Origin of the sequence: Wolbachia endosymbiont of Drosophila bocki (genome assembly GCF_028982005.1) — a bacterium.
GTDB lineage: Bacteria > Pseudomonadota > Alphaproteobacteria > Rickettsiales > Anaplasmataceae > Wolbachia > Wolbachia pipientis.
The window spans coordinates 1-7,422 of sequence record NZ_JAPQLG010000061.1; the positions used below are offsets into that span (position 1 = coordinate 1).

General features: G+C 34.0%; 5 protein-coding genes, 1 other RNA gene and 1 pseudogene. 5 read left to right on the forward strand and 2 right to left on the reverse strand.

What is annotated here, in order from left to right:
• Positions 1–672: 672 nt before the first annotated feature.
• Together glmU and pheS are read right to left on the reverse strand one after the other, a co-directional pair.
• On the reverse strand, positions 673–1,965 hold the full coding sequence (gene glmU / locus OZD61_RS01175; RefSeq protein ID WP_265013942.1) for a bifunctional UDP-N-acetylglucosamine diphosphorylase/glucosamine-1-phosphate N-acetyltransferase GlmU: 1,293 nt from the start codon (positions 1,963–1,965) through the stop codon (positions 673–675).
• Positions 1,966–3,009: a phenylalanine--tRNA ligase subunit alpha gene (gene pheS / locus OZD61_RS01180; protein ID WP_274979544.1), complete on the reverse strand. Its 1,044-nt coding sequence runs from the start codon at positions 3,007–3,009 to the stop codon at positions 1,966–1,968. It abuts the gene before it with no gap.
• 145 nt (positions 3,010–3,154) lie between these two features.
• Here pheS and OZD61_RS01185 point away from each other — a divergent pair.
• From OZD61_RS01185 to OZD61_RS01205, 5 genes and pseudogenes are all read left to right on the forward strand, one after another.
• Positions 3,155–4,887 (forward strand): annotated as a pseudogene (locus OZD61_RS01185) (hypothetical protein).
• Positions 4,888–5,068: 181 nt separating this feature from the next.
• Positions 5,069–5,665, forward strand: a complete 597-nt coding sequence (locus OZD61_RS01190) for a riboflavin synthase (protein ID WP_274979545.1) — start codon at positions 5,069–5,071, stop codon at positions 5,663–5,665.
• A 57-nt stretch (positions 5,666–5,722) separates the two neighbouring features.
• A complete protein-coding gene (locus OZD61_RS01195) occupies positions 5,723–6,313 on the forward strand; it encodes a CvpA family protein (protein ID WP_274979546.1) in 591 nt (196 codons plus the stop codon).
• Between the two features lie 124 nt (positions 6,314–6,437).
• Positions 6,438–6,774: a transfer-messenger RNA gene (gene ssrA / locus OZD61_RS01200) on the forward strand.
• 23 nt (positions 6,775–6,797) lie between these two features.
• The gene (locus OZD61_RS01205) at positions 6,798–7,235 is read left to right on the forward strand and encodes a ClpXP protease specificity-enhancing factor SspB (RefSeq protein ID WP_274979547.1); all 438 of its coding nucleotides are present in this window, start codon (positions 6,798–6,800) and stop codon (positions 7,233–7,235) included.
• The last annotated feature ends 187 nt before the right edge of the window (positions 7,236–7,422 follow it).

The following is a 7,422-nucleotide window of genomic DNA, read 5'->3' on the forward strand; positions in this document are numbered from 1 at the left end:
ATGAATTTATTGTACGTTACCTACTATCCGAAGAGCGATGCAACAAAGCCATTCCAGTGTCACGCACTGGGATGACAGCAGTCCTACGTCATACCGCCGCGAACCGTCATACCGCGATTCATTCGCGGTATCTCAGCAATAGATCCCGCTAACAAGCAGCGGGATGACGATTGTCGTTTAGCCATAAACATTAAGGAATTTACCAAATGAAAAAAAGGCAAAAGAAGCCCCGTGGTTATTGTCCGCTTTAAAATATTGGCGTTTTTTACGTTTTAAACGCTTGACAAGCGAAATTCAGCTGCTTTTAATTGCAACTAACCTACGCTGCAAACGTTTAAGAAATTTACTAAGCAGAAAAAAAGACAAGGGACCCCCGAGTCAGCTAGTCTTTTACTATCTCTGTCGAGTATTGGCATCTTTTGAAGTTTTGTAAAGACATACAGTATCTATATACTGCAAAAAATTAAACACAAGACGCCGATACATTAAGTAATCCCTACCTTTTAGTCTGCAGATTGGCGAAAGCAAATACAATAGCTTCGCTGTTATGATAAGGGGGCTGGCGGAGTTTGTCAAGGAAGTTTTTTTGTTTCTATTCCCAATAAAAGTTTGTTATATGGTTATGCAAGAAGTCTAATATTAAAAATGACACAACAACATAATTAAATTAGACTACTTTATTCTCTTAGTTACTTGCTTTTCTCTTGCTATTGCAAGGCTTTTTTCTGGTACATCCTCAACTATAACACTACCTGCTGCAATTACAGATTCATCATGAATATTAAGCGGCGCAATTAGTGAGCTATTGGCGCCAACAAAGCAATTGCTCCCTATATTCGTTTCATGTTTATTTTTCCCATCATAATTACAAACAATAGTGCCTGCTCCTATATTACTCTCCTGCCCTACTTTAGCATTTCCTATATAACTTAAGTGTTTTATTCTAGTGTTTTGACCAACTTCACTTGTTTTCACTTCCACAAAATTTCCTATTTTTGCCTTATTACCAATTGTTGTGTTTCCGCGTATTCTGGTAAATGGACCGACCTCAGCATTACTTTTAATTAAGCAATTTTCTAAATGCGAAAATGGCAGTATTTTCGCACCAGACTCTATTTTCACTCCAGTACCGAAAAAAACATATGGGTAAATAACTGAATCTCTGGCAATTTGCGTATCAAGAGAAAAGAAAACAGTCTCTGGTGCAACAAGCGTTACTCCGGAGTCGGTAAAAATTTTTCTTTTATTTTCTTGAAAGTAAAATTCAGCTTTTATAAGGTCATTTCTGTTATTTATTCCCGTTGCTTCTTCTCCACCGGTAATAACGTAACCGACATTTAAATTACTCTTCACTGCAATGGAAACTATATCGGTCAAGTAATATTCATGAGTTGAGCTATTGCACTCTATTTTCTCCACCAATTCACGTAAATTCTTTGCACATGCAACCATTATTCCAGCATTTGCAAGAAATTCTTCATGATTATTTTTATCACTCTTTGCTTCTACGATTTCTCTTAAGGAACCATTCTCAATAATTAACCTACCGTATTCTTTATTGCTTGTCCTAAAACCTAGGCAAACTAGAGCCTTGCCTTCTAAATAACTAATCATTTTAGTTATTGTGCTGCTTTTTATGAGCGGAGTATCCCCATACTGCACAACAACTATGCTTGAATCTGGCAATTCTCTTAGGTTTCTCATCGCAGTTTTGACCGCATCTCCCGTGCCAAGTGTTGATTCTTGTGTAATTAACTGTATATCCTCAAAGCACTTTAGTCTTTCAATTAAAGGCTGATCAACTACAACAGCAATATTTTCAGGATTTAACTGTTTTGCATTATAAATGACATGCTGAAGCATGGAAAAATTGCCTATTTCGTGCAGAACCTTAGGCAAATCTGAATTCATCCGCCTGCCATGCCCGGCAGCAAGTATGATAAAAGTATGAGCTTTATTTATCACTTATCTTAAAGATGAAAAATGAAAACCGTAATGATCAAGCCAGCTGATTTTGTTGTCATAAAAGCTCCTCAAGTCGCTAATTTGATATTTTAGCATTGCAAGCCTTTCTATACCAATGCCAAACGCAAAACCGTTGTATTTAGTATGGTCTATTCCAACATTTTGAAATACATTTGGATGCGTCATACCGCATCCCAGTACTTCTATCCATTTACTACCTTTATAACTTATGTCCACTTCCGCAGAAGGCTCGGTAAAAGGGAAAAAACTATTACGAAAACGTATCTTCAGCCCTTTATCGCCAAAGAACTTATTAAGGAAGTGATGAATAGTAAATTTTAACTGGCCCATATTGACATTCTCATCGACATATAACCCCTCTATTTGATGGAACATAGGGGTGTGAGTTGCATCAAAGTCGTTTCTGTATACTCTACCTGCGGCTACTATTTTAATTGGGAATTTTTTTGTTTTTTCCATGGTTCTAATCTGTACAGATGAGGTGTGAGTGCGCAGTACCATTCTTTTATCATCTATTTTATTCTTTAAGTAGAAGGTATCTTGCTCCTCTCGTGCAGGATGATGACTTGGAGTATTCAGTGCATCAAATACATGAAATTCATCTTCAATGTCAGGGCCATCAACTGCTTTAAAACCCATATGTGCAAAAATAAGCTTTACTTCATTTAGAACCTTACTGAGTGGATGGACCTTGCCAATTTTTTCTGGCCTCGCAGGTAACGTAATATCAACTGCCTCGTTCTGCAATTTAAAGTTAACTTCTTCGGCTTTTAGTATATTCTCCTTATTCATTATAAGCTGATCTAGCTTATTACGTAAAACGTTGATAACTTCGCCTAAATTGCGCTTTTTTCCTGCGTCTTCTATCTCTTTTAAGTTGTCAAAATAAGCTTTAATTACACCCTTTTTTCCCAAATATGATAGCCTAACTTTTTCTAAATCTTGTAAAGAAGAAGCATTCTCAATTTCAGAGATCGCTTTATCTTCAAGTGAAGGTATTTCATTCAGTAGCTCTTTATTCATCTTAGAAACGCTGGCCTAAACTTTAATTATAGTAAAATCTTGAATAGCATCAACAATCTAAAAACTGTCCCATTTTAATTATTAATTTATTGACTAATTAATTTTTTTTATTTACTTTTACGTTGATGAATTTGCTGTATCAACTATGCACAACAGTGACATTGAAACTGATAATAAGTACAAAATAGAGGATTTACCTAAGTTCTTTAAGGAAAGATCCAGAAACATAAGTAAAGCATTTTCTAGCAAAACAATTAAGATCAGTGCTATTCGCTCGAGAAGTATTGAAAGCAATATACAAAAATTTTCATTTGAGCTAACAGCAACAGATAAAGACACCCTTAATATAAGACCATTTCAAATAAAATCTTTAATTGATTTTTTCAAAATCTGCCTTTCCCGGGAAAAAAATTTTACAGTCAACATAAAAGTGCCCAAAGAAAGCAGTGAATTATATAATAACTACTGTAAAACTAGCAGTTATAAAACTGTGGAAGAATTCGTAAATAGTGCTCCGCCTCAAATCCTTCTGCAGGGCACAACGATAACGCTACAAACAGACGTTGAAAACATTAACCTGGACAACTTGTACCAAATCGAGTTATTTCTAAATGAAAAGCTACAACATGCAGAAAAAACTGAAAATGAGGAACAGAGTCAAGATACACTACAAGTAAAAGAAGCAGAAAATAAAGACAGACAAGAACAAAGTGAAACTAAGCAAAAAAACGCACAAAATAGACAAATTGTACCATTTACAGGCTCGTTTGGCTTTAACATAGCAAGCAAAGTAAATTGTAAAGCTCCAGTGGTTACTGCTGCAATAAAAGCTAATATACCAAAATACAGAATCTTCCTTCCCTTATCTAATTTTTTTAATGATGTAATAAGGTTATCCCTTTTAAGAACACCAAAACTTTCTATACAGAACAACAATATACCATTTGGTGTCATTCCAGCGCTTGACCAGAAAAAAAGAGACATGGATCCAAGTAGTATAGGAAATCTAATACCTCAAGAAGCAGAACAGAATGTAGGTCAAACTACTTCGCACACAGAGTATTTTAAAGCTAATAGAAAAAAATCGAAAAAGCAATCTCAAGAACTACCAGAAGAAGAAAAACAATCTACCATAAAACAAGCACGAAATGATGCTAGAGTAGCTATGATAGATAACCAAATTGAGCACAGGGGGAAAAACTCGATAAAATATTTATTGAAGTGATGAGTGGATACAAAAATCAAGATCCAGAAACATTTTGCAATATTTTCAGCTCAGTATTCAATATTGTTTACTTTCAAGATAAACAATCACATGCAATATTAGAGCCAGGCGAGATATCAGAAGTATTACAGATACTCGAAAGGCCACAACCTCTTAGTAACTCACTTTTAGGTAAAGAATATTTACAAAAACAAGTATATAGAAAAAAAGAGCAATTAGTTTCAGGTGTTTATATACAACAACCTCCTACACAACATAAGAACACTCCTCATAAATCTACAAACCCTTTACCAATTAAAGATCCTTCACCAGCAACAAATGAAGCTAAAACTCTACCGCCTACTAACATTGCACTCAAATCACCGTTAAAAACTGTATTTTCCTCAAAAAAGGCTTATTTTTGTCTATTTATAATAGTAGCATCTGCATCAACACTTTGCTTATGGCATTTTCCATCAGGAAAAGTGTCAATGTTAAAAGGATTAGTGCCACCAGAAAAAAGAGAAAGTATTGGGCTAGCATTGAACATAGGGTTACCAATATTAACTGCATTATGTGTTCTGAGTTTGGCTTATTTCATATATTCTGAATATTCTATAGAATCTATTGAACAAGTAAGTGAAAACGATCCCCTTTCTCGCGCCTATAGCTAGTGCAGGCTCAGTTTTCCTACGTCATACCGTCACGGTATCTCTAGATCCCGCTAACACGTAGCGGGATGACGAATTTGTCGTTTTTTAAATTGTCGGTAAACCAGAATTACTTTAACTATAACAAAATAGAAATAAGTTGTTGTAAAAAATTTTTCATGGTAAAATCATTTATTTTTACCATATGTTTAAAGGAATTATCACGGATATCGGGACTATAACTGATACTACCACTCACTCCAACTCTGATCAAATTTTCCATATCAAGACACAAAATTTATCCTCTACAAATAAAGGAGATTCAATAGCTTGCTCTGGTGTGTGTTTAACTGTTGTTGATATAATGAGTGATACATTTACAGTCCAAGCGTCTCAAGAAACTATGAAGGTTGCTAACTTAAATACGTGGAGAATAGGAAAAAAAATAAATCTCGAACAAGCAATGAGATTAAGCGATAAGATCGATGGCCACCTAGTTCAGGGTCATGTTGACGGGATAGTAAAAATTTTAACAATTGAGCGAAATTTAGATTCTCATGAAATCAAGCTATCATGCTCACAAGAATTAATTAAATTTGTTGCAAAAAAAGGCTCCGTTACACTAGATGGGGTTTCTCTCACAGTGAATTCAGTTATTAATCAGGAATTTACAGTAAATATCACTCCCTATACATGGGAAAATACAACTTTTCAGTACAACAAAGTAAATGATTATTTGAATTTAGAAATTGACATGATCGCTAGGTATTTAGATCAATTGATGCAGCATAAATACAATTAATTTTACAACCTTGTTATTTACAACTATTATGTCTCGAAAACCATATAGATATAAAACATGCTTTTCGATAGCCTAATTATCTTCATTGTTGTTCTATGCGTAATAATCTCGGTAACTAGAGGCTTTATAAAAGAGCTATGCGCACTAATGTTTCTATTTTTATCGGTCTTTCTGACAGCTAATCACTATGATTTTTTCGCTCCAAATTATAGTAAATATTTTGATTCTAAAGTTACACTAAACATACTTTCTACAATCTCTGTATTTATTATACTTAATCTTATATTCATGATAATAAATAACTGGCTAATGTACATATTATCACCTATAAGGTTGGGGTTTATCGATAGAGTTACTGGAATCTTTCTCGGAGTGCTTAAAGGAATATTGCTCTCTTATGTATTATTTTTTGCTGTGCACTTATATTGCTACACAGTATATGACAAAAAAGAGGGGGGGTATAAAATAGAAGCAGAAGACATATTGCCTAATTGGATAATAAATTCACACTCTTATCAGGCTCTATTTGTGACAGCAGAAGAAGTAATTGACATGTATGTACCAGAGTCGTTGATACTAAAAATAAAAGAGATCGGTGGAGAAATGGTTGATCAAGAAAAACCTAAAAACAATAAAAAAGAAGAGTAAATATTTATTTATAAATATTTTCATTGGGAGTATTCAAAAAGCCATATGTGTCAGGTTAAGAGCACAGAATTTTTTACTGGAAATATTAATTTTGTTTTAGCAATAAATCAACTTAAGGTCATAATATCTTGACATTTATTTAATGTTGCTATATAATGGCTATGTACATTTTGTGTACTATAGCAATAAAATTACCTTGTAATAGGTGTATTGGACCCGAGGGCGGTACTCGGCGTCTCCACCATGTTTTTTGATTTATACGGGGACGAATAAGGATCGACATGCATAGTAAAGATGGTAGCTTTGCTCGGTTAGACACCACCGCTAAGAGTTCATAATTTAAATGCAAACGATAACTTTGCTGCTGGTAGTAATGAATGTTGTGTTGCTGCTTAATTTAGCACAACCAATTTATTACTAAAGCACGGTTCAGGGAACGCCGGGTAACAGAAGTTCCCCCAAAATTTACGTATGTGAAAGTTATATGGAGCAAACAGATTACAAAAAACTGCTTAATTCTGCTAAGTTTCAAGTTATCAAAAAGACTTTAGATGTTATATCAGGTAATGGTTTTATCCCTCACTTAGAAATATTATTTTTCACATATTTTAATGGTGTGACCATGCCAGATCATTTGAAAAAGTCATACCCTACTCAAATGCTTATTATATTACAGCATCAATTTTATGATTTAAAAGTTTCTGAGGATAAATTTAGCGTCAGTTTGAGTTTTCAAGGAAAACAAGAGCGAATTACTATACCGTTTTTTGCTATTAGTGAGTTTCGTGATAAAATTTCAGGAGATGTTTTAATATTTGACAAAATCAGTATCGACTCTGATAAAGAATACAAAAGTGAAAAGTGTACTGAAAAACTATCAAACGGTAGTATTGTATCCATAGATCAACTGCGTGATGAGTAACTGCTCATCTTTATAAACAAAAAATATTAATAGAAAAAAGTGGTCTAACTTAAGTAATAGAATAGAGGGTAGATAAATATGCTAAATCTTTGATTATTTATTGACGCAGGTGGCAAAATTTTTCTTAGAACCTGTTTAAAATCTTCGTAATAGGAGAGAAATGAAGGAAAGGACAATCATTTGCAAG

What these genes read in the sequence shown, in the direction of transcription:
- pheS (WP_274979544.1), bottom strand. Translation starts at nt 3,009, where the DNA reads ATGAATAAAGAGCTACTGAATGAAATACCTTCACTTGAAGATAAAGCG.
- OZD61_RS01190 (WP_274979545.1), top strand. Translation starts at nt 5,069, where the DNA reads ATGTTTAAAGGAATTATCACGGATATCGGGACTATAACTGATACTACC.
- OZD61_RS01195 (WP_274979546.1), top strand. Translation starts at nt 5,723, where the DNA reads ATGCTTTTCGATAGCCTAATTATCTTCATTGTTGTTCTATGCGTAATA.
- OZD61_RS01205 (WP_274979547.1), top strand. Translation starts at nt 6,798, where the DNA reads ATGGAGCAAACAGATTACAAAAAACTGCTTAATTCTGCTAAGTTTCAA.